Annotated in this window: 17 protein-coding genes; 7 read left to right on the plus strand and 10 right to left on the minus strand. The window is 61.9% G+C overall.

Going from position 1 to position 21,151, the window contains the following annotated elements; translation table 11 throughout:
* Positions 1-421: 421 nt before the first annotated feature.
* The 3 genes from prfB to EOC93_RS08855 form a co-directional block, all read right to left on the minus strand.
* Positions 422-1,553 (minus strand): peptide chain release factor 2 gene (prfB, locus tag EOC93_RS08845; RefSeq protein WP_101954579.1). Its coding sequence is split into 2 segments (ribosomal slippage): positions 422-1,486 and positions 1,488-1,553, totalling 1,131 coding nucleotides; the frame shifts between segments, so codons are not numbered across the junction.
* 142 nt (positions 1,554-1,695) lie between these two features.
* Positions 1,696-4,152: a penicillin-binding protein 1A gene (locus EOC93_RS08850; protein ID WP_126106740.1), complete on the minus strand. Its 2,457-nt coding sequence runs from the start codon at positions 4,150-4,152 to the stop codon at positions 1,696-1,698.
* 211 nt (positions 4,153-4,363) lie between these two features.
* Positions 4,364-5,626 carry an N-acetylmuramoyl-L-alanine amidase gene (locus tag EOC93_RS08855; protein ID WP_127204407.1) on the minus strand — a complete coding sequence of 421 codons (1,263 nt, stop codon included), beginning with the start codon at positions 5,624-5,626 and terminating at the stop codon, positions 4,364-4,366.
* Positions 5,627-6,300: 674 nt separating this feature from the next.
* Here EOC93_RS08855 and EOC93_RS08860 point away from each other — a divergent pair.
* Complete coding sequence (locus EOC93_RS08860) at positions 6,301-9,231, plus strand: ribonuclease E/G (RefSeq protein WP_127204408.1); 2,931 nt, start codon at positions 6,301-6,303, stop codon at positions 9,229-9,231.
* An 89-nt stretch (positions 9,232-9,320) separates the two neighbouring features.
* Here EOC93_RS08860 and EOC93_RS08865 read toward each other — a convergent pair whose 3' ends face one another.
* Both EOC93_RS08865 and EOC93_RS08870 read right to left on the minus strand, forming a co-directional pair.
* On the minus strand, positions 9,321-10,250 hold the full coding sequence (locus EOC93_RS08865; protein WP_164759084.1) for a glutaminase: 930 nt from the start codon (positions 10,248-10,250) through the stop codon (positions 9,321-9,323).
* Between the two features lie 5 nt (positions 10,251-10,255).
* Positions 10,256-11,404 carry an aminotransferase class I/II-fold pyridoxal phosphate-dependent enzyme gene (locus EOC93_RS08870; protein ID WP_127204409.1) on the minus strand — a complete coding sequence of 383 codons (1,149 nt, stop codon included), beginning with the start codon at positions 11,402-11,404 and terminating at the stop codon, positions 10,256-10,258.
* 168 nt (positions 11,405-11,572) lie between these two features.
* Here EOC93_RS08870 and EOC93_RS08875 point away from each other — a divergent pair, with 168 nt between their 5' ends.
* From EOC93_RS08875 to aat, 6 genes are all read left to right on the plus strand, one after another.
* Positions 11,573-12,967 carry a M48 family metalloprotease gene (locus EOC93_RS08875; RefSeq protein ID WP_126106744.1) on the plus strand — a complete coding sequence of 465 codons (1,395 nt, stop codon included), beginning with the start codon at positions 11,573-11,575 and terminating at the stop codon, positions 12,965-12,967.
* A 73-nt stretch (positions 12,968-13,040) separates the two neighbouring features.
* Positions 13,041-13,844 (plus strand): DsbA family protein, encoded by an 804-nt coding sequence (locus EOC93_RS08880; protein WP_095489487.1) that lies wholly within the window; start codon positions 13,041-13,043, stop codon positions 13,842-13,844.
* A gap of 144 nt (positions 13,845-13,988) precedes the next feature.
* On the plus strand, positions 13,989-14,423 hold the full coding sequence (aroQ, locus tag EOC93_RS08885; RefSeq protein ID WP_095489668.1) for a type II 3-dehydroquinate dehydratase: 435 nt from the start codon (positions 13,989-13,991) through the stop codon (positions 14,421-14,423).
* 26 nt (positions 14,424-14,449) lie between these two features.
* A complete protein-coding gene (accB, locus tag EOC93_RS08890) occupies positions 14,450-14,908 on the plus strand; it encodes an acetyl-CoA carboxylase biotin carboxyl carrier protein (RefSeq protein WP_095489488.1) in 459 nt (152 codons plus the stop codon).
* Between the two features lie 19 nt (positions 14,909-14,927).
* Positions 14,928-16,271: an acetyl-CoA carboxylase biotin carboxylase subunit gene (gene accC, locus EOC93_RS08895; protein ID WP_127204410.1), complete on the plus strand. Its 1,344-nt coding sequence runs from the start codon at positions 14,928-14,930 to the stop codon at positions 16,269-16,271.
* 29 nt (positions 16,272-16,300) lie between these two features.
* Positions 16,301-16,918 carry a leucyl/phenylalanyl-tRNA--protein transferase gene (gene aat, locus EOC93_RS08900; protein ID WP_127204411.1) on the plus strand — a complete coding sequence of 206 codons (618 nt, stop codon included), beginning with the start codon at positions 16,301-16,303 and terminating at the stop codon, positions 16,916-16,918.
* A 30-nt stretch (positions 16,919-16,948) separates the two neighbouring features.
* On the opposite strand, the gene EOC93_RS08905 is transcribed toward aat, so the two are convergent.
* From EOC93_RS08905 to EOC93_RS08925, 5 genes are all read right to left on the minus strand, one after another.
* Positions 16,949-17,317: a hypothetical protein gene (locus EOC93_RS08905; protein ID WP_127204412.1), complete on the minus strand. Its 369-nt coding sequence runs from the start codon at positions 17,315-17,317 to the stop codon at positions 16,949-16,951.
* Positions 17,318-17,382: 65 nt separating this feature from the next.
* On the minus strand, positions 17,383-17,790 hold the full coding sequence (locus tag EOC93_RS08910; RefSeq protein ID WP_245461418.1) for a DUF2155 domain-containing protein: 408 nt from the start codon (positions 17,788-17,790) through the stop codon (positions 17,383-17,385).
* Between the two features lie 317 nt (positions 17,791-18,107).
* A complete protein-coding gene (locus EOC93_RS08915) occupies positions 18,108-18,506 on the minus strand; it encodes an NADH:ubiquinone oxidoreductase subunit NDUFA12 (protein ID WP_126106749.1) in 399 nt (132 codons plus the stop codon).
* A 144-nt stretch (positions 18,507-18,650) separates the two neighbouring features.
* Entirely contained in the window at positions 18,651-19,712 is a 1,062-nt protein-coding gene (locus tag EOC93_RS08920; protein WP_127204413.1) for a dienelactone hydrolase, read from the minus strand.
* A 204-nt stretch (positions 19,713-19,916) separates the two neighbouring features.
* Entirely contained in the window at positions 19,917-20,891 is a 975-nt protein-coding gene (locus tag EOC93_RS08925) for an AraC family transcriptional regulator (protein WP_245461419.1), read from the minus strand.
* Positions 20,892-21,151: the final 260 nt, after the last annotated feature.

Here is a 21,151-nt window from a genome sequence, read left to right on the forward strand (position 1 = left end):
CAAGCGTTTCGCTTGCCCGTTCCCGGATCGTGTCTTCCCAGTGGCCGGATCGTCAGGTCGCAGATACGCCGCGTCCGGCCATAAATGCTTTTTTCCCCCCAGCCTTCGAATGCTGGGCTGATTCCTTTGTTGGCGCAAGAAAATTGCTGTGCAAGCCGAGCGCCGACATCTGCAGCCGGAACCAGACTGCCGGGGTCGACGAGAGTGACTTCATCAACCCCGGCAGATGGGATCGCAGATAACGAGATTCAGCTCGCAGTGGTTCCGGGCTAAGCGCCGGCAGGCCGGCAGAATCTACCCCCGAAGTAGAAGTCGTTCTGAAAAATTCGATGAAAAAACAAAGCCATAAAGCGACCGCTCAATTAGGGTGAGAGCCTGTTACTGTAGCGTGATGTTCCTGCCGCTTTGGTGCGTAAGAGCTTCAGTCGATATCGGCCACCACTTCGCCGGCGCCGCCCTCGATGCGCTGCGACAGCGAGGCCTCCATGAAGTCGTCGAGGTCGCCGTCCAGCACGCTCGACGGGCTTGTGCTCTCGACGCCAGTGCGCAGATCCTTCACCAGTTGATAGGGCTGCAGAACGTAGGAGCGGATCTGGTGGCCCCAGCCGATATCGCTCTTCGACGCTTCGGTGGCGTTCGCCACCGCCTCGCGCTTCTTCAGCTCTTCCTCGTAGAGCCGCGAGCGCAGCATCTCCCAGGCCTTCGCCTTGTTCTTGTGCTGAGAGCGCTCGGCCTGGCAGGCGACCGCGATGCCGGTGGCGAGATGGGTGATGCGGACCGCCGAATCGGTGGTGTTGACGTGCTGGCCGCCCGATCCGGACGAACGATAGGTGTCGATGCGAACATCCGATTCGGAAACGTCGATCTCGATCGTATCGTCGATCACGGGATAGACCCAGACGCTGGCGAACGACGTGTGGCGGCGCGCATTGCTGTCATAGGGCGAAATACGCACGAGACGGTGGACACCGGATTCCGTCTTCAGCCAACCATAGGCATTGTGGCCCTTGATCAGCAGCGTGGCGGACTTGATGCCCGCCTCTTCGCCGTCATGCACTTCCAGCACCTCGACCTTGAAGCGGCGCCGCTCGGCCCAACGCGTGTACATGCGCAGAAGCATCGAGGCCCAGTCCTGGCTTTCGGTGCCGCCGGCGCCGGCATGGACCTCGAGATAGCTGTCGTTGGCGTCCGCCTCGCCCGAAAGCAGCGTCTCGATCTGGCGAGCCTTTGCCTCGCCGCGCATCGAGCGGATCGCCGCTTCCGCCTCGGCGACGACGCTCTCGTCGCCCTCTTCCTCGCCAAGCTCGATCAGGCCGATATTGTCTTCCAGCGCCTGGGTGAGGCCTTTGACTGCGGCGATACCGTCCTCGAGGCCCTGGCGCTCACGCATCAGCTTCTGCGCCTCCAGCGGCTCGTTCCAGAGGCTCGAATCCTCGGCACGCACGTTCAGGTATTCAAGCCGCTTTATGGCCTGATCCCAGTCAAAGATGCCTCCTCAGCAGGGTAATCGCCTGCCTGATTTCGTCGACAATGTTCTGCGTTTCCGCGCGCATGGCTGGCTGTTCTGTCCTGTGTTGAAATGGTGCCCTATTGCTTAAACAGAGCTTGCGTTGGCGCGATACATAGGGACGGCACCGCCGCCTGTAAAGCGAAATGGGCCGGCTCGAAAGCCGGCCCAGAATGCCATATCCTATGTCAATAGAGCCCGCCGCCGCCGGACTGGATGGCCTGGTTGGCCTGTGGCGACAGCGAACCGCCGGAGGCGTTGGAGCCGTCCGCATCCATGCCGATTACCCAGTAGCTGTCGGCGGGGCCGGTGCCCGGCTTGAAGGCTTCGATAAAGGCGCCAGCGTCGCCTGGGTTGGCGCGCATGCCGGTCTTGCGATTGATGGCGATCAGCTTCATGCCTTCGGGGACCTTGAAATCGACATTGGGCGTGCCGTCCAGCGCCACGCGCATGACGTCCTTGAAGATCGGCGCGGCGAGGCCGCCGCCAGTCGCGCCCTTGCCAAGACCTTTCGGCTGATCGTAGCCCATGTAAAGCCCGACAACGAGATTGGGCGTGTAGCCGATGAACCAGGTATCCTTCTCGTCGTTTGTCGTTCCGGTCTTGCCGGCGATGTGGCGGCCGAGTTCGGCGACGGTGGCGCCGGTGCCGCGCTCGACGACGCCCTCCATCATCGAGGTGATCTGATAGGCGGTCATCGGATCGAGCACCTGCTCGGAATTGTCGACCAGTTCCGGCTCAGGCTGGTTCTGCCATTCGGCGGCGTTGCAATTTTCGCAGCCGCGTTCGTCCTGCCTGTATACCGTCTTGCCGTAGCGATCCTGGATGCGGTCGATCAGCGTCGGCTTGATCGACTTGCCGCCGTTGGCCATGATCGAATAAGCCGACACCATGCGCATCACGGTGGTCTCGCCCGAACCCAGCGCCATCGGCAGGTACGGCGCCAGACGGTCATAGACGCCGAAGCGCTCGGCATATTCCGCGACCAGCTTCATGCCCATGTCGTTGGCCAGGCGCACAGTCATCAGATTGCGCGACCTCTCGATGCCGGACCGCAAAGTCGCCGGGCCAGCTGTCCTTCCATCGTAGTTCTTCGGCGTCCAGGTCGTGTTGCCGCTCTTGATGGTGATCGGGCCGTCCATGATCACCGAAGCCGGCGTATAGCCATTGTCGAGGGCGGCCGAATAGACGATCGGCTTGAACGACGAACCCGGCTGCCGCATGGCCTGCGTGGCACGGTTGAATTCGGATTGCGCGTAGGAGAACCCGCCGACCATGGCCAGAACACGGCCGGTATGCGGATCCATGGCGATCAAGCCGCCTTCCACTTCGGGGGCCTGGCGCAGGATATAGGCTCCGTCCGTACCCTCTTTCTTCTGCACGAAGATGACGTCGCCCGGCTTCAGCACATCCGCCGGCGACTTGGCCTTGACGGTCTTGCCGTCGACTACATGACGCATGGCGAAGCTCATGTCCTCGCGGCTGACGGTGCCTTCGATGCGATCCTTGACGAGTTCGCCCGAGATCTGCCGCGTCGGCCGAAGGCCGATGGACAGGCCGCTCTCCGAGCTGTCGAGCACGACGGCGAGCGACCATTCGGGCACGTCGTCAAGTCCCTTGACTTCGCTCAAAGGCACGCCCCAGTCGCCGGATACGCTGATGGTCTTCACCGGCCCGCGATAGCCGCGCAGCGTGTCGAACTTCATCAGGCCGTTCTGCATGGCTTTGCGGGCGATGAGCTGCATCTTGGGATCGAGCGTTGTACGGACCGACAGGCCGCCCTCGTAGAGCGCATTCTCGCCGTAGCGCGCGCTGATCTGGCGACGCACTTCCTCGGTGAAGTATTCGCCGGCGAACAGATAGGTGCCGGAGCGGCGTGGCTTGACGCCGAGCGGCTCGGCCTTGGCCTTGGCGCCTTCCTCGGGCGTGACGTAGCCGTTGCCGACCATCTGGTCGATGACCCAGTTGCGGCGCTCGATGGCGCGGTCGGCATATTTGAACGGGTGATAGTTGGAGGGGCCCTTCGGCAAAGCCGCCAGGTAGGCCGCCTCCGCCACGGTGAGTTCATTCACCGCCTTGTCGAAATAGGTGAGTGCTGCGCCGGCGACGCCGTAGGCGCCAAGTCCGAAGAAAATCTCGTTAAGGTAGAGCTCGAGAATGCGATCCTTCGAATAGGCCTGCTCGATGCGGAAGGCGAGGATCATCTCCTTGATCTTGCGCTCGTAGGTCTGGTCCGAGGACAACAGGAAGTTTTTCGCCACCTGCTGGGTGATCGTCGAGGCGCCGACCTGGCGCTTGCCCGAGCCAAAATTCTGCAGATTGACCATGATTGCGCGGCCAAGGCCGGTCATATCGATGCCGGGATGATTGTAGAAATTCTTGTCCTCGGCAGACAGGAAGGCCGCCTTGACACGATCCGGCACCGCCTGGATCGGCAAATACAGGCGGCGCTCGCGCGCATATTCGGCCATCAGCGCACCATCGGACGCATGGATGCGGGTCGTCACTGGCGGTTCATACTTAGCCAGGACCTCGTAGTCGGGCAGATCCTTCGACAAATGGCTGATATAGATCGCCACGCCCGCCGCGACCAAAAGGGCCAGCGCCGTGCCGATGCCGAAGAAATAGCCAATGAGACGAATCATGCCCGCTCCAGTCCTTGGTTCGGGAATCTCCTAAACGAAGCCGCCTTTCGCGCAAGCTTTCGAGATGATCCCGACCAGTAATCGAAAACCCATGTCGCCACCATGTGGGGAAAATGCGGCAGCACGGAATTTCGGTCTCGAATCGGGGAAATAAGTACGGGGTGTTGTTGTCGTGCAACGCTGCCTCTGGTTGTGGGCGACGGCTGGCATCTCAGCCTCCGGTTCCTGCTCCGACCCTGGCTGAAGCGAACAGGGCGATGGCATTGGTTATGCTCTGGGCCGCCTTGCCGCGCCAATCGGCACTGAGCAGTTGCGCCTCATCCTTGGCGTTCGACAGATAGCCGAGCTCGACCAGCACGGAGGGGACATCCGGCGCCTTCAACACCTTGAAGCTCGCCGAACGCTGCGGATTGTTGATGAGGCCGACGCTGGTGGAAAGCTGGCCGACCAAAGTCTGGGCGAAACTCATCGAGAAACTATGCGTCTCGCGGCGAATCAGGTCGATCAGAATGTCGGTCACTTCCTTGTTATCGTCCTTGATCTCCATGCCGGCGAATTGGTCGGAAAGGTTTTCACGGTCGGCGAGCGCCTGCGCTTCGGGATCGGAAGCCTTGTCGGAGACCGTGTAGACGGTTGCGCCGCGAAGGCCCTTGACCCTGATCGTGTCAGCGTGGATCGAAATGAGCAGATCGGCCTCGTGCTGGCGAGCAATGCGCACGCGGTCGTCCAGCCGCAGGAATTGATCCGTCTCGCGCGTCATGAACACGTCGTACTTGCCGACTGCGGCAAGTCTGGCCCGCAATTCGGTGGCGAAGGCGAGCGTGACGTTCTTCTCGACCGTGCCGTTCAGACCCTCGGCGCCGCCGTCGATGCCGCCATGACCTGGATCGATGACGACGGTGAAGCGATGGCCTGGATTGGAGATCGGCCCGGTGCCGACCCTGCCGCCCTTGTCGGGGGAGATCGTCGAACCGGTGGTCAGCGCCTGATTGGCAAGGGCGGCGTCGAACTCCCGCGCGGACGCCGCCGACATGTCGATGGCGATGCGGTAGCCGTTGCCGTCTTCATTCTTGAGCACGTCGAGCCTGTCGACGGCGAACGGGCCCTTGCCGGTGAGAATCAGCCGCGACACTCCCTCGCCGAGATCGCCGTAGCGCACCCCCCTGACCAGGCCGCGCGCCTTCACATCCTTGGCATTGATGGCAAATTTCGTGCTTGGCAGGTCGACGACCAGACGGTGGGGGCCACGCAGCAGGAACCATTTGACGTCGGGCTCGCGGTCGAAATTCATGACGATGCGCATCTTGGTGGCGTCACCCGCCATTTTATAGGTCGTCGCGGTAAGCGGCGCGTCGCCAGCAAAGGAAACAGGCGAAGAAGCCAGGCAAGCGACAACCAGCAACAGCAGACAAGCGGCGTGGAAGAGACCGTCTCTGGCACGACCGCCCTTGTGCGTGAAGACTGCCAGTCCCATCTCTTTCCAGTCGCTCCGGTTTGGCGCCAGGCGCCCAATCTTACTTGTCGGAGTGTCGGCGTCTTGTCGAAATGCCGGCTAGGCCGCGAACTCGATTAACGATTGGTATCCAGAGAAGGTTAACCAAGCCTTTTCATCCAAAGGCTTAAAGCCGTGCTTCCGTTGCGGAACCGCTTTTTGCCGGCATCCGAAATCGGGGTTGCCTTCCAACCCGCCAAATCATAAAAGCGATGGTGGATCACTGCAATCCTGGAACCGTCCTTCTCCGCAGCTTCCCGCTACAGGTCAGATGAACGACGGCTCCTTTCGCTTCAGGCGAAAAAGGTATCAGGTGATCGCGACGAATTTCGCAGGTGTGAGCCCGTGGCGGGGGAAACGCCTGCGTGAGGAAAACGGCCGGGATTGTCCCGCGCCGGCTCTGTACGAGCAAACAAGCTGGTCCGGTTTTCCCGGGCTTTGGTTCAAAAAGGTTCTGCTGGTTACGATGGCTTCAAGCGCAATCATGGAAAGGTCCGCAGCAAACCGCGCCATTATGGCTGCGGGCGGCACCGCCATGGCGCTAAGGCAGCGGCCGGCGGACATTCAATTGCCCGGCACCCATGTTCATCCACACTCACAGCGGCGGGCTTTGCCCCGCAAGCTGCGGCTGACGGCTGCCGGGGGGAAACGAAATAATGCCCAACAAGATGCTGATAGACGCCTCCCACCCGGAGGAAACACGCGTTGTCGTCGTTCGCGGTAACCGTATTGAAGAATTCGACTTTGAATCCCAGGACAAGAAGCAGCTCAAAGGAAATATCTACCTCGCCCGCGTAACCCGCGTCGAACCCTCGCTTCAGGCAGCCTTTGTCGAATATGGCGGCAACCGTCACGGTTTCCTCGCCTTCAGTGAAATTCATCCCGACTACTACCAGATTCCGGTCGCCGACCGTCAGGCGCTGCTGCGCGCGGAAGCGCAGGAGGCTGAAGACGAGGACGATGAGGACGGCGAAGGCGACGACCGCCAGAGCCGCGATCGCGGCCGGCGCGGGCGCCGGCGCGGTGGCAAGAGCCGCGACCGAGGCGAGCACAAGCGTGATGCAGGTGCGGCCGATTCCGACGATTCTGTCGATTCCCCCGTTTCTGCCGATTCCAGCGAGAACGGCTCCAATGAGAGTGGCGAGGATGCGGTCGCAGAGACCGTCGATGCCGTTTCCGAAAATGTGGAGACGGCGCCCCAGACTTCGGAACATCGCGAGGATGTCGCCAGTCATGAGACGAGTCATGATGAGACGAGTCGTAATGAGACTGGGCCTTCCGAAGGCGGACCCAATTCCATTGCCGCCAGCATCGAAGCGGATGTGATTTCCGAAGCCATGCCGCAGGCGGAGTCGGCCGGAGAAGCCACGTCCACCGACAATGATCGCGGCATGCTGGAAGAGGTGCACTCTACGCATTCGGATGATCATGAGGTCGAATCGGTCGGCGCCGAGGATGCGCTGGAAGAAGCGCGCAATCGCCGCAAGCCGGTGCGCCGGCAGTACAAGATCCAGGAAGTGATCAAGCGCCGGCAGATCCTTCTGGTGCAGGTCGTGAAGGAAGAGCGCGGCAACAAGGGCGCGGCGCTCACCACCTATCTGTCGCTTGCCGGCCGCTATTCGGTGCTGATGCCGAACACGGCGCGCGGCGGCGGCATCTCGCGCAAGATCACCAACGCACAGGACCGCAAGCGACTAAAGGAGGTCGTCGCCGATCTCGAAGTGCCGCAGGGCATGGGCGTCATCCTGCGCACGGCCGGCGAAAGCCGCACCAAGGCCGAGATCAAGCGCGACTACGAATATCTGATGCGGCTTTGGGAAAACGTCCGCAATCTGACGCTGCAGTCCACGGCCCCTGCCCTGGTCTACGAAGAAGGCAGCCTGATCAAGCGCTCGGTGCGCGACCTCTACAACAAGGACATCGACGAGATCCAGGTCTCCGGCGAAGAGGGCTATCGCGAGGCCAAGGACTTCATGCGCATGCTGATGCCGAGCCACGCCAAGGTCGTGCAGCCGTTCCGCGACACGACGCCGATCTTCGTGCGCAATGGCATCGAAGCGCAGCTCGACCGCATGCTGCAGCCGCAGGTGACGCTGAAGAGCGGCGGCTACATCATCATCAACCAGACCGAAGCGCTGGTCGCCATTGACGTCAATTCGGGCCGCTCGACCAAGGAGCACTCGATCGAGGACACGGCGCTTCACACCAACCTGGAAGCGGCCGAGGAAGTCGCACGGCAGCTGAGGCTGCGCGATCTCGCCGGCCTGATCGTCATCGACTTCATCGACATGGAGGAGAACCGCAACAACCGCTCCGTCGAGAAGCGGCTGAAGGATCACCTCAAGAACGATCGCGCCCGCATCCAGGTCGGCCGCATCTCGCATTTCGGCCTGATGGAGATGTCGCGCCAGCGCATCCGTGCCAGCGTGCTGGAATCGACGATGAAGCCGTGTCCGCATTGCGGCGGCACCGGCCATGTCAGGTCCGATTCGTCTGTCGCGCTGATGGTGGTGCGAGCGATCGAGGAATTCCTGCTCAAGGATTCGCGCAGCCACATCACGGTGCGGACGCCGGCCGCAACCGCGCTCTATGTGCTCAACCACAAGCGCGGCACGCTGGTGGAACTCGAAAGCCGCTTCGGCCTGACCATCACCGTCGAAGCCGACGACACGGTTGGCGCCCAGCATTATGCGATCTTCCGCGGCGCGCTGGCGGAAAAGCCTGAAGGCTTCGTCGAGGTGCGCACCTTGCCCGCCTATGTCGAGCCGGAAGAGCCCGCGGACGAAATCGTCATCGAGGAGGCTGAGGACGAGGCTGTTGCACCGGCCGAGCAACCGCGCCAGGCCCAGCAGCCGCAGCAGCCAAGGCTCGCCGAGGATGGCGAAGGCCGCGACCGCAAGCGTCGCAAGCGCCGCAGACGGCGCGGCGGCAAGGATCGCGACCGCGAGCATGGCGCCCCCGTGGAAGGCGCGTCCCTCTCGGCCACTGCCGATGGCGTCTCCGAAGCCTCAAACGATGAAGGCGCCGAAGCAGACCAAGAGGCGCAGGTCGGCGTTACCGAGGCGGTGGACGCGTCGGATGACGGTCAGGGCAAGAAGCGCCGGCGTGGCAAGCGCGGCGGCAAGCGCAATCGCCGTGAAGACGGCGAAGGCGAGGTCGATGTAGGCACTGCCGAGGCGGCTGACAGTCCCGAAGGCGACGTCTTGGAGTCCGTCTCCAGCGAGCCGGTAGCAGCAACGCCGGTCGAAGAGCCTGCGGACCTTGCTCCGGCCAACGACGACACGCCGAGCGCCGAGAAGCCGAAGAAGCCGCGCCGCGCCGCCAAGCCGAAGAAGGCTGCAGCAGACGCCGTCGCCGAGACACCGGTTGCCGAGCCGGAAGCCTCCGCCGAGGCTCCGGCGCCTGTTTCGGAGGAAACAGCCGTGGCCGCCATCGACGAAAAGCCGAAGGCCCGCCCATCGCGACGCAAGCCGGCACCGGTTGATGCTCCGGTTGAGCCGATCGTGTCCTCGACTGTTGCCGACGAGGCAAAGACCGAGGACAAGCCGAAGCGTGCCGGCTGGTGGCAGAAGAAAGGTTTTTTCTAAGCCTTTCAGTTGCTTAGACTGATCTTCTGACAAAAAATCCCGCGCCATCCAAAGACGGCGCGGGATTTTTCTTGCCTGAGATCCCAACGCTATGGCGCGAAGATCGACCAGTTCATCATCTTCGCCAGCCTTTCCAGCGCGATCGATCCCAGCCTGGAATTGCCGTTGGCGTTGAGGCCGGGCGACCAGACGGCGAGCGACGCCACACCAGGAACGACCCCCAATATGCCGCCGCCTACGCCGCTCTTGCCCGGGATGCCGACGCGAAAGGCGAAATCGCCGGAGCCGTCATAATGACCGCAAGTCAGCATCATCGCGCCAATGCGGCGCGCGCGCTCGGCCGACACCACGGAATGGCCGGTCGCCGGGTTCTTGCCGCCATTGGCGAGGAAGCGGCCGGCCAAAGCCAGTTGCCGGCAGCTCATGGCGATGGCGCAATGGTGGAAATAGACGCCCAGCGCCAGGTCCGGCGCGTGGTTGAGATTGCCGAAGGATTTCATGTAATTGGCAAGCGCCAAATTGCGAAAACCAGTGGCGCGTTCCGAAGCCGCGACTTCGCGGTCGATGATGATGGTCTCGTCGTCGGCCAGGAACTGGATGAAGCGCAGGATCTCGCCGATCGCCTCGCGCGGCTGGTGGCCGGCGAGCAGAATGTCGGAAATGACGATGGCGCCGGCATTGATGAACGGATTGCGCGGAATGCCGTTCTCATGCTCGAGCTGGACGATCGAGTTGAACGGGTTGCCCGAAGGCTCGCGCCCGACACGCTGCCACAGCGCGTCGCCGACATTGCCGAGCGCCAATGTCAGCGTGAACACCTTCGAAATGCTCTGGATTGAAAACGGCTCATCGGCGTCGCCCGCCATCAGCACGCGACCGTCATTGGTCACGGCGGCAATGCCGAACTTCTTCGGATCGACCTTGCCGAGTTGCGGAATGTAGGTCGCGACATCGCCGCGATCCGTGCGCTCCGCCATTTCGGCGGCAACTTCGGTCAAAGCTTGTTCAAGGTCCGGCATTCGCGCTACTTCAGCCAGCGTTCGATGCGCGCCATCGCCTCGACCATCTCGTCGTGGCTGCCGGCATAGGAAAAGCGCATGGTTCGATGGCCTTGCAGCGGATCGAAATCGCGGCCGGGCGTCGCCGCAACATGCGCCTCGGCCAGCATCCTGCGCGCGAAGGCCATGCTGTCGTTGGTGTGCCTGGTGACATCGCAGAAGGCGTAGAAGGCGCCATCCATCGGTGCCGCCAGCGCAAAGCCGAGTTCGGGCAGGCGTTTCATCAAAAGCTCGCGATTCCAGGCGTAGCGCGCCTTCACCGCTTCCAATTCCCCAGTCGCCTTGAATGCCTCGATCGCGGCGATCTGGGACAGTTCCGGCGGCGAGATGTAAAGGCTCTGGGCGATGCGCTCGACCGGCCGCACCAATTGTTCCGGCAGCACCATCCAGCCGATGCGCCAACCGGTCATGCAGTAATATTTCGAGAAGGAATTGATCACCGTCATGTCACGGCCGTAGGCAAGCGCCGTGGTGTCCGGCGCAGCATAAGCCAGCCGGTGATAGATCTCGTCGGAGATCACGGCAATGCCGAGCTCTTCCGCCGTCGTCACCAGAGCCGACAGCTCGTCGGCGGGGATAATCGCGCCGGTCGGATTGGCCGGGCTGGCGAACAACACGCCCTTCAGCTTCTTTTCGCGATGCGCGGCCTTCAGGTGTTCAGCGTGGAGATAGGCATCACCGTCGAGCTCGATCTCGACGATCTCGATGCCGAGCGCGGCCATGATGTTGCGATAGGCCGGATAGCCGGGTGCGGCGATGGCGACACGATCACCTGGATCGAACATCGCCAGAAAGGCCAGATTGAAGGCGGCCGACGATCCGGTGGTGACGGCGATCCGGCCGGGCGAGACGTCAAACCCGTAGTGGTCCGCATAGTGCTGCGCGATTGCCTCGCGCAGGCCCGCAAGACCCAATGCGTCGGTGTAGCCGATACGCCCCATCTTCAATGCGTTCGCCGCCGCTTCCCTGACCCCGGCCGGCGCCGGGTCGGACGGCTGGCCAACGGCCATGGAAACAACCGGAACGCCCTTAGCCTTCAGCCGATTCGCTTCCGCCAGAATGTCCATGGCGTGGAACGGCTCGACTTCGCCGCGACGCGAAAGCGATACAACCATTTGACCTCATTCCTTGTCGGCCCTCGGGTCGGCCCCTGCCGGCTGCCGGCGCCGAGCTTTGGCGTCCCGCGCCGCACAAATGCCCGATTGATGTGAGGATCACAAGTTCAGTAAAGTTTCAGTGCCGACTTTTCATCTTTCGCCCGCTCGTCTACCAGTGGACCTGCCATGTTGAATCGACCCAAATCGACGATTGCCAGGGCAGCGCGCGTCTTCGCGACGCTTTCGCTTGCCGCGACGGTCGCCGTGACCAGCACGGTCAGCGCCTTCGCGCAAAACGTGCCGGTGGTGCGCGATGCCGAGATCGAGGCGCTGGTGCGTGACTATGCGCGGCCGATCTTCAGGGCGGCGGGCCTGCCGGAAGACGGCGTCGACATCGTGCTGGTCAACGACCAGAGTTTCAACGCTTTCGTTGCCGGATCTCGTCTGTTCATCAACACCGGTGCCCTGATGTCGGCGGAGACGCCCAACGAGATCATCGGCGTCATCGCCCATGAAGCCGGTCACATTGCCGGCGGGCACCAGCAGAAATTGCGCAACCAGCTCGAACGCGCCAAGACGATGGCCATCATCGCGACGCTGCTTGGCGCCGGTGCCGTCGTCGCCGGCGCCACCACCAAAAGCCGGGGCCTCGCCGGCGCCGGCATGGGGGTTGCGGCTGGCGGCGGCGAGATGGCGCAGCGCAGCATCCTCGCCTATCAGCGCACCGAGGAGATGACCGCCGACCGCTCGGCGATAACCTATCTCAATGCCACCGGCCAGTCCGGCATGGGCATGCTGAAAACCTTCGACCGCTTCCAGAGCGCGCTCTCGCTGTCGGGGGCGCAGGTCGATCCCTACCGGATCAGCCATCCGCTGCCGCGGGAACGCATCGCCAATCTCGAAGTGCTGGTTAAGCAGAGCCCCTATGTCGACAAGGTCGATCCGCCGGCACTGCAGCAGCGGCACGACATGACGCGCATCAAGATCGCCGCCTACATGGAAGGCCAGGCTGCCGCATCGCGGCTGATGCGCAAAAACCCGGGCAGCCTCGCCTCGCAATATGGCGACGCGCAGACGGCCTATCTCTATGGCAATCTGGCCAAAGCGCTTGCCAAGACCAACGCACTGATCAAGGCACAGCCGAAAAACCCCTATTTCCAGGAATTGCGTGGCGACGTCCTGATGAAGGCGAACAAGCCGAGGGACGCGGCGGAAGCCTATGCCAAGGCGGTCAGCCTCGATCCAGCCAGGTCCGGGCTGCTGCCGGTCTCCTACGGCCAGGCGCTGATGGCCGTCGGCACGCCCGATTCCCTGGAGAAAGCGGTGGTGCAGATCAACAAAGGCCTCGGGCGCGACCGGGAAAACGCGGTCGGGTATCGCTATCTGGCGCAGGCCTATGGCGAGCTCGGCAAAATCCCGGCCGCCGACCTTGCGACCGCCGAAGGTCATTTCTATTCCGGCGCCTATAAGGATGCCAAGATCTTCGCAATGCGCGCGCAGATGAAAATGAAGCGCGGCGAGCCGGGCTGGATCCGCGCGCAGGACATCATAAACTACGCACCATCAGGCAAGAAAAAGTGAACCATCCGGCCGTGCGCGGCGACATATAGTCGGACCAATTGGGGCCGGAAACCAGGCAAGAGGATCGAGGACCATGAACAAGGCAATTCTGCTGGGCACCACGGGAGTGGCGGTCGCTCTCGCCATGCTGGGTTTCGGGTTCGTGACCGGAAGTCCGCAAGCGGCAAAGGCCGATGCCGCGCAGATCGCCCAGGCGGCGTCCGCCGACACCAAGATTGACCGGGCCGAAGTCGAGGGCATCATCCGCGATTACCTCTTGAAGAACCCGGAAGTGCTGCTGGAGGCTCAGCAAGCGCTCGAGGCCAAGCAGAAGGAGGCGCAGCAGGTTGCCAGCCTCAGCGTCATCAAAAATGCCAAGGACCAGATCTTCAATTCGACCTTCGACGGCGTCGTCGGCAATCCGAACGGCAAGGTCACCATCGTCGAGTTCTACGATTACAATTGCGGCTACTGCAAACGCGCCATGGAGGACATGCAGGCACTGACGACAGCCGATCCGGACCTGCGCTTCGTGCTCAAGGAGTTCCCTATCCTGGGCCCGGATTCGCAGAAGGCGAGCGTCGTCTCGATGGCCTTCCACCTGATGATGCCGGAGAAATACGGCGAGTTCCACAACGCGCTGCTCGGCGGCCAGGGACGCGCCACCGAGGCGGCGGCCCTCAAGGTAGCGCTTTCGCTCGGCGCCGACGAAGCGGCGCTGCGCGAGAAGATGAAGGACCCGTCGATCGCCGAGGCCCTCTCCAAGACCTATGACCTTGCCAACAAGCTGGCCATCACCGGAACGCCCTCTTATGTGGTCGGCAACGAGGTGGTATTCGGGGCGCTCGGGCAGGAAGTGCTGGCGGAGAAGATCGAGGCGGCCAAGGCCGCACTCTGATCGACCGCTGGTTTTCGGCGCAAGCCGTTTTTCCACCTGTTGTGGACAGCGAAAGAACCCACTTGCGCTCTTTTCGCAGGCGTCTAAGCCCAGTATAGAGGCCCGGTGCGCCGGCTGATGCGGGCGGCGGGAAAGGTCGGCATTTTGAAAACGGTTTTCGTCCTGAACGGTCCCAACCTCAACGCGCTCGGCAAGCGCGAGCCAGGCATCTATGGCGGCAAGACGCTTGCGGCGATCGCTGACGATTGCAAGCAGGCGGGTGCGGCGCTTGGGCTCGAGATCGATTTCCGTCAGTCGAACCATGAGGGCGACCTCGTCGACTGGATACAGGAAGCCGCCGACAAGGCTGTCGGCATCGTCATCAATCCGGGCGCCTACAGCCACACCTCGATCGCCATTCACGACGCCATCCGCTCCGTCGTGCCATTGCCCGTCGCCGAAGTTCATCTTTCCAACATCCATGCGCGGGAATCATTTCGCCACGTCTCCATGGTCTCGCCGGTCGCCGTCGGCATGATCTGCGGGTTCGGGCCGCTCGGCTACACGCTGGCGCTGCAGGCGCTGGCCGCACGCCTATGACCGGCCAACAAACAGAAGGCTCGAAAATGTCGATAAAGAAGAACGGTGTTGACCAGCAGCTTATCCGCGACCTGGCGGGCATACTGAACGACACCAACCTCACCGAGATCGAGGTCGAGCTGGGCGACTTGAAGGTCCGCGTGTCGCGACAGGCGCCGGCCGTCCATGCGGTCGCCGCACCGCAGCCCGCCTATGCGCCGCCGGCAGCGCAGCCGGCGGCCGCAACCGCCGCGGCAGCGGCCGAGATTTCCAAGAACGCGGTCGCCTCGCCGATGGTCGGCACCGCCTATCTGGCGCCGTCGCCCGACGCCAAGGCGTTCATCGAGGTCGGCCAGCAGGTCAAGGAAGGCCAGACGCTGCTGATCATCGAGGCGATGAAGACGATGAACCAGATCCCCTCACCCCGTGCCGGCACAGTGACGGCGATCCTGTTCGAGGACGCGCAGCCGGTCGAATATGGCATGCCGCTCGTCGTGATCGAGTAGAGCCGGGAACAGCCGAAAAATGTTCCAGAAAATCCTCATCGCCAATCGCGGCGAAATCGCTCTGAGGGTGCTGCGCGCCTGCAAGGAGCTCGGCATCCAGACGGTGGTGGTGCATTCGACCGCCGACGCCGATGCCATGCATGTGCGGCTCGCCGACGAGAGCGTCTGCATCGGCCCGCCGCCGTCGCGCGACAGCTATCTCAACATCCACCAGATCGTGGCGGCCTGCGAGATCACCGGCGCCGACGCCGTGCATCCGGGCTACGGCTTCCTGTCGGAGAATGCAAAATTCGCCGATATCCTCGCCGCGCACAACATCACCTTCATCGGCCCGTCCGGCGACCACATCCGCATCATGGGCGACAAGATCGAAGCCAAGCGCACCGCAAAGCGTCTTGGCATCCCGGTGGTGCCCGGCTCCGACGGCGCGGTCACCGAGGAAAAGGAAGCCAGACGCATCGCCGCCGAGATCGGCTATCCCGTGATCATCAAGGCGTCGGCCGGCGGCGGCGGACGCGGCATGAAGGTGGCGCGCAGCGAAGCCGATCTTGTGGTCGCGCTGCAGACGGCGCGCTCGGAAGCCGGTGCCGCCTTCGGCGACGACGCCGTCTACATCGAGAAATATCTCGAGAAGCCGCGCCACATCGAGGTGCAGGTGTTCGGCGACGGTGCTGGCCGCGGCGTGCATTTCGGCGAACGCGACTGCTCGCTGCAGCGGCGCCACCAGAAGGTCTGGGAAGAGGCACCCTCGCCGGCGCTCAATGCCGAGGAGCGCGCTCATATCGGCGGCGTCTGCGCCAAGGCTATCGCCGATCTCGGCTACTCCGGCGCCGGCACCATCGAATTCCTCTACGAGAACGGCGAATTCTACTTCATCGAGATGAACACGCGCCTGCAGGTCGAGCATCCGGTAACGGAAGCGATCACCGGCATCGACCTCGTGCACGAGCAGATCCGTGTCGCCTCGGGCGGCGGGCTTTCGGTGAGGCAGGAGGACATCAAGTTCAACGGCCATGCCATCGAATGCCGCATCAATGCCGAGGATCCGCGCACCTTCACTCCTTCGCCCGGCACGATCACGCATTTCCACACGCCGGGCGGTCTCGGCATTCGCGTCGATTCCGGCGTCTATTCCGGCTACAAGATCCCGCCCTATTACGACAGCCTGATCGGCAAGCTGATCGTGCACGGCCGCAACCGTGTCGAATGCATGATGCGGCTGCGGCGGGCGCTCGACGAATTCGTCGTCGACGGCATCAAGACGACGCTGCCGCTGTTTCGTGATCTCGTCGGCAATGCCGATATCGCCAATGGCGAGTATGACATCCATTGGCTGGAAAAATATCTGGCCAAAGAGGATTAGGTCATGAACTTATAGAATATAATGATGCGATGACCCGTCCCTACGCGCCAGGCTATCGCATACCGACCGACCTGTTGCTCAAGGCCTACGCCTCGGGCGTCTTCCCGATGGCCGAAAGCGCCACAGATCCCGAAGTGTTCTGGGTACGGCCGGAGACGCGCGGCATCATCCCGCTCGATGGTTTTCACGCGCCCAAAAGCCTGAGGAAAGCGATCCGGAAAAACCTGTTCGACATCCGTTTCGATTTCGACTTCGAAGCGACCATCGATGGCTGCGCCGAAAGGCGCGAGGAACGCCGGTCGACCTGGATCAATGCGCCGATCCGTGAGGCCTATGTCGAACTTCATCGGATGGGCCATTGCCATTCGGTCGAAGCCTGGCGCGAGGGTCGGCTGGTCGGCGGCCTTTACGGCGTCTCGCTCGGCCGGGTGTTCTTCGGCGAAAGCATGTTCGCCAGGGAAACGGACGCGTCGAAGGTCTGCCTGGTGCGCCTGGTCGAGCGCCTGAAGCAACGGCACTTTGCGCTGCTCGACACGCAGTTCACCACCGAGCACCTCAAACGCTTCGGCGCGGTCGACGTGCCAAGGGGCAGATACGAAAAGATGCTGGCTGACGCGCTGAAGGGCGAAGCGGTCTTCTTTCCCTGACGATCCGACTTTCCCTGACGACCCGTCCAATCAGCCTTTCGCCGGGACTTCCAACGGCGTCTGTGCGTGGAACATCATCTTCCAGCCATTGACGCGATGGACATAGCCGGTGCTGACCAGCGCCGCATAAGGCTCGCCATTCTCGCGAGTGGCGTGGGCCTCATAGGTCAGCATGACGATGTCGCTGCCCGGCTCGATGATGCCCTTGAGGTCAATGTCGAGATCGCGCCAGCGGTTCGGGTCTGTCGCGGTTTCGGCCAGATCGGCGTTGCTCATCGTTTGCGCCATCTGTGGGAACGCCACCAGGCATTTGGTGTCGGCATTGGCTTTGAAATAGGCTGCGTCGCCGGTCCAGAACCCTTTTTCGAGCTCGAGAAGCTCGCCTTTGTTGGCCATCATCGGAACGTCCTCCGCACATGCCCTAACGCGCGGCTGGCAGGGCAGTTCCGAAAGGACGCAGCGCTCTAGTTGGTCTTGGCCGCGTCGGGTGCCGGCACATCCGACTTCTGCTTGCAGCCCTTCAGCCAGACGTCGTAGACGGCGTGCTCGACGGCATTGAGGCCGGGACTTTCGGCAAACATCCAGCCGGTGAAGATGCGGCGGATCTTGCGATCCAGCGTGATCTCGTCGACCTCGACGAAGGAATCGGTCTTCGGCTCTTCGGTTTGCGGCCGCGAATAGCAGATGCGCGGCGTCACCTGCAAAGCACCGAACTGCACCGTCTCGTCGATATAGACATCGAAGGTGATGATGCGGCCGGTGATCTTGTCGATGCCGGCGAATTCGGCGACGGGATTGGTGATGCGTTGTGGTGCCGCCGGTGCCGCCGGCGCCACTGTCGCATCCGGTTCCACTGTCGCATCCGGTTCCATCGGCGCATCCGGGTCCACTGGCGCCTCAAATTCCGTCGGCGCCCCCGGGTCCACTGGCGCCTCAAATTCCGTCGGCGCCCCCGGATCCGCTGGCACCTCCAACGTCTGCGCGGCGGCCATGCTAAAAGCGGCAAAACCGGCGGCGGCCACCGTCAGTCCGCCTATCGAGATTCGGCTGAAAATGCTCATGCAAGGGGTCCGGTGGTTTGCGCCCGGGGTGATTCTGTCGCGCCCAAGGCTAGTCGCTGCTGTCAGATCAGCAAGCAGCTAAACGCCAATTGTGGCGATAAGGGACCGATCTTCACCTTGACGAGCGGTTACGAACCCGGCGTCCAGGCGTCGTAATCGCCTGTCACCTGCGGGCGGTGCTGATTGGTGAGCACCGAGCCCTTGGGGCGATAGGCGGCGCCGCTTCCGGTAAGGTTCGGCTGATGCGGCTTCTGCCAGTCGCGTGGCTTATAGTTTTCGCTCGGCGGCGCGACATCGACGCGGTGATGCATCCAGCCATGCCAGCCGGGCGGAATCATCGAGGCTTCCGAATAGTCGCGATAGATGACCCAGCGGCGGGTACGGCCTTCCGAATCGACGCCACCCTCGTAGTAGATGTTGCCAGCCTCGTCCTGCCCGACCTTCTTGCCGTGGCGCCAGGTGTGGAAGCGCGTTCCCAGCGTCTGGCTGTTCCACCAGGTGAAAAACTGCAGAAGGAAAGTTTTCATCCAAATCCTCGTGGCGGGCGCCCGTTGCCTGCTTATGGCGTCAGGTCATCGCGAAGGCAAGACTTTTGCCTGAGGTGCCGTACAAATGGTTGTCAGAAGACCGACGTCCGTTACCGATGCGGACGCATACGGGACAGTCGATGTTTAAGGGTTTGCCATCAATGCTCGACTGAAGGCAGTGGTGACCATACTGATCAGTTCCGTATGGATTTCGCGCCGTGTGCGGCCTCCGCCATCCATGCAAATCGGATCACCAACCTTTTCAGCTTCGGCGAGCTCAGGCGCACCAGGTTTGCATTCGGCAAACATGCTGTAATGGCTCGCATCTCCGATTGTGGAATAAGTGGCATTTGGGATGGCTTTTGCAACTTTAGCGGCCTGCGCGGTCAGAGGGATTTTCGCTGGTTGACCTAGATTTATGAGTTCGACAGGAATTGAGATCTGCGAAAAGCTGTTGAATTCGAAGACATCAACGGGTGCAGGATCAATCGCCATTGCAAATCTGATACGCGTATCTTCATTGTTGCGGCCGGCCGATGTCAAATCCATGGCGTGAAGATCAACGCCGCTTTGCCTGACCCATCCACAAAGAGAAGGGTTGAGCGCGTCCGTATCGCAATAGCCCGCCAAGCGTTTTGCATCGATGCGGGCACCAGCTATCGCCAAAGCTGTGCTTCCGCCCATGGAAAGCCCGAGCGTACCTACCTTGTCATGTTCGAGGTGCTCTTCGAAAAAAGGGGCTTTGTCCATCGCATTCAAGGTCTCGGTGATATCCGCAGGTCTCAGCCAAAGCTTCATCGTTTCCACCGGGGATCGGTTTGCGCCTGTATTTCCGGGATGGGTAGGGGCCGCCACAACGAACCCCTGCTTCGCCAATGGCATCGCAATCCAGCTCAAGGCTTGCGCGTTTCCTGCCAGGCCAGCGCCATGGGATAGCAATATGACAGGAAATTTTCCATCCGAGATTGGGGCATCGAGCATGGCAGGCGTTCCCACAAAAAACATGCTCTCCCCAAGCATAATCGGTTTGCCATCCGAAGATGCCGGGTACCAAACGGTCACGTCGAGATCGACCCCGCGCTCTTTGGAGAGAGCCGCAATCTGACGCACACCGACATTGTCGCTGGCGACGGCTGGCTGTTGCACCACCAACGTCGAAGACGCGACGGTCCAAAGCATAGCCAAGACATTCATCAAGAACTTCATTGTTTTCCTCTTGCGCTCGTCATCATCGTCACGCTGTCAATTCTCGTACCGGAGTTCGGATAGTTGCCGATAAGAATGAGCTTCAGCGTTCAGGCCCCAAGATTGACCGGAATTCAGGCTGGCTCGCCCTCGAACGCGATCTTGGACGTCCGAGATCGTGATCAAGGTCGTTTCGCGCGATGAATTCAGCCCCTATGTGCAAGATTACGAGGCGGCAGGTGCCCCGTTTTGCGTTTCGGGCGCCGCAGACGTTTCGCCACCGACCCGGCGATAGGCGCTGGGTGTCATGCCCGTGACGCGCAGGAACTCGCGGTTAAAGTTCGACTTCGTGCCAAAACCCGATTCCAGCATGACGACTGTCACCGGATCGCGTGTCGAGACCAGCCGTCGCTGCGCATCGCTGACCCGGTATTCATTTACGACTTGGGAAACGTTGCGGCCATGAACCCGGTTAATCGCCCCGGAAATCTGTCGCGCAGGTATTCCGGCGCGCCGTGCCACACGGTCCAGCGTCAGGTCCGGATCGCGATAAAGATGCTGCTCAGCCATCAATGCATCAATCCGGCGTATAACGACCTCGTCCGCCACGGAAATATCCTCGCTGACCGGCGAAGCGTAAGAGCGTGAAGGCTGTGGCTCGAAGGTGGCGAATGCGAGACCCTCCTCTGTGGCTTTGAGTTCCGCGTCAGGGCGAGTGTCGTCCGCGACCGTTGCGGCGTAACCGGCGACCGCCAGCCACAGAACGCTCGCAGCGGTCAGGAGAATTTGGGCCTGCCGCCCATCACCAAAAAGGAGATCAAGCGATACCGTTGCATCGACAAAGGCGGTGATAACGAGAAGAAGCGCGACCGCGATGAGCGCCTTGTGCGCGGTCCACTCGTCACTGAGACGCACAGCCGCAAGCGCACTCGGGCCTTGCCGCGCCACTCGCAAGAGCGCGAGACCGTATCCGAGATCGATCGCGAAAAGAACAATGTCGATTGGTGCACGCCAGAAGGCGACGAGAACCGCGACGAGGCACGCCGGCATTAAATGCGGCCACAGGTCTGAGGGTTTCGCCAGGTTCTTGCGACGAAGCTGATCGAAGGCGGCGAAGGAAAGCGCGGGCAGGACAGCGGCGAGGATTGGCTGGACGAAGCGTGCCGGATACCAACCGACGTTCCAGTTCAATCCTGACACAGTCGCCTGAATTGCGAAGGCGGCCACGAGCAGCGGAAACAGCCCGAGCTTTCCTTGTCCCTGCCGGATCATCCGCACGAGGATAAGGAGCAGAACAAGCGAAATGACGAACGGGAGCGGTATCGAAGGCATGTACAACCATTACCACGTAAGAGGCTTCTTCATTGCGCCGTGGGTGATGGTGGACGCCCCTAAATTTTAGATGAAGGTTTGTCGCGTGAACCCGCCGAAGAAGCCGAAGGTTCGCAACCAACCGGGCA

Source organism: Mesorhizobium sp. M6A.T.Ce.TU.002.03.1.1 (assembly GCF_003997275.1).
GTDB classification, from domain to species: domain Bacteria; phylum Pseudomonadota; class Alphaproteobacteria; order Rhizobiales; family Rhizobiaceae; genus Mesorhizobium; species Mesorhizobium mediterraneum.

Excerpts from the sequence above, each read along its gene's own strand:
- EOC93_RS08860 (WP_127204408.1), top strand. The coding sequence starts at position 6,301 with ATGCCCAACAAGATGCTGATAGACGCCTCCCACCCGGAGGAAACACGC.
- EOC93_RS08875 (WP_126106744.1), top strand. The coding sequence starts at position 11,573 with ATGTTGAATCGACCCAAATCGACGATTGCCAGGGCAGCGCGCGTCTTC.
- EOC93_RS08920 (WP_127204413.1), bottom strand. The coding sequence starts at position 19,712 with ATGAAGTTCTTGATGAATGTCTTGGCTATGCTTTGGACCGTCGCGTCT.
- EOC93_RS08910 (WP_245461418.1), bottom strand. The coding sequence starts at position 17,790 with ATGGAACCGGATGCGACAGTGGAACCGGATGCGACAGTGGCGCCGGCG.
- EOC93_RS08870 (WP_127204409.1), bottom strand. The coding sequence starts at position 11,404 with ATGGTTGTATCGCTTTCGCGTCGCGGCGAAGTCGAGCCGTTCCACGCC.
- EOC93_RS08880 (WP_095489487.1), top strand. The coding sequence starts at position 13,041 with ATGAACAAGGCAATTCTGCTGGGCACCACGGGAGTGGCGGTCGCTCTC.
- EOC93_RS08865 (WP_164759084.1), bottom strand. The coding sequence starts at position 10,250 with ATGCCGGACCTTGAACAAGCTTTGACCGAAGTTGCCGCCGAAATGGCG.
- EOC93_RS08915 (WP_126106749.1), bottom strand. The coding sequence starts at position 18,506 with ATGAAAACTTTCCTTCTGCAGTTTTTCACCTGGTGGAACAGCCAGACG.
- aat (WP_127204411.1), top strand. The coding sequence starts at position 16,301 with ATGACCCGTCCCTACGCGCCAGGCTATCGCATACCGACCGACCTGTTG.
- EOC93_RS08850 (WP_126106740.1), bottom strand. The coding sequence starts at position 4,152 with ATGATTCGTCTCATTGGCTATTTCTTCGGCATCGGCACGGCGCTGGCC.
- EOC93_RS08905 (WP_127204412.1), bottom strand. The coding sequence starts at position 17,317 with ATGATGGCCAACAAAGGCGAGCTTCTCGAGCTCGAAAAAGGGTTCTGG.
- EOC93_RS08855 (WP_127204407.1), bottom strand. The coding sequence starts at position 5,626 with ATGGGACTGGCAGTCTTCACGCACAAGGGCGGTCGTGCCAGAGACGGT.
- accB (WP_095489488.1), top strand. The coding sequence starts at position 14,450 with ATGTCGATAAAGAAGAACGGTGTTGACCAGCAGCTTATCCGCGACCTG.
- accC (WP_127204410.1), top strand. The coding sequence starts at position 14,928 with ATGTTCCAGAAAATCCTCATCGCCAATCGCGGCGAAATCGCTCTGAGG.